1 protein-coding gene and 1 pseudogene are annotated in these 536 nt (G+C 73.9%); one reads left to right on the top strand and one right to left on the bottom strand.

Features of this window, described 5'->3' with window-relative positions; translation table 11 throughout:
* Nucleotides 1-298 (bottom strand): class I SAM-dependent methyltransferase (locus FB586_RS18895; RefSeq protein WP_136520868.1); only part of this gene is annotated, 298 nt, incomplete at its 3' end.
* Between the two features lie 47 nt (nucleotides 299-345).
* On the opposite strand from FB586_RS18895, the pseudogene FB586_RS18890 reads away from it, so the two are divergent.
* A pseudogene (locus tag FB586_RS18890) lies at nucleotides 346-536 on the top strand (flavodoxin family protein); the annotation flags it as partial.

Below are 536 nucleotides of genomic sequence, written 5' to 3'. Positions count from 1 at the left end.
TCACGTCGCAGGACGCGTCGCCGAAGGGCAGCGACCCGGCCGCTCCGTGCCGGACGTCCACACCGGGGAACCGCTCACGACAGGCGGCGACGAACGACGGCGAGGGGTCGATCGCGCGGACCTTGTCGGCGCCGAGCCGGGCGACGAGCTGCTCGGTCAGCGCTCCGGGCCCACAGCCGACGTCGGTGGCGCTCTGGCCGTGGGTGACGTCGAGCCAGTCCGCGAGACGTGCCGACAGGGGCCGCGAGTAGCGGCCCATGAAGCGGTCGTAGGCGTCGCCAGGAACGTCGAACGTCACCCGAGGACCGTACGCCCGGCCACCGACCGGTGAGTAGCCTCTGGCACGTGCCGCGCCTGCTGATCGTCCACCACTCGCCGACCGCGTCGGTGGCGGCGCTGACCGAGTCGGTGGTGGCGGGCGCGTCGGACGACGCGATCGACGACGTCGAGGTCGTCGTCCGGCCCGCGCTCGAGGCCTCCGCGGACGACGTGCTCGGCGCCGACGGCTACGTGCTCGGCACCCCGGCGAACTTCGG

It is taken from the genome of Cellulomonas telluris, assembly GCF_004886325.1.
In the GTDB taxonomy this organism is placed as follows: Bacteria; Actinomycetota; Actinomycetes; order Actinomycetales; family Cellulomonadaceae; genus Cellulomonas; species Cellulomonas telluris.
This window is presented reverse-complemented; position numbering and strand designations above follow the sequence as displayed.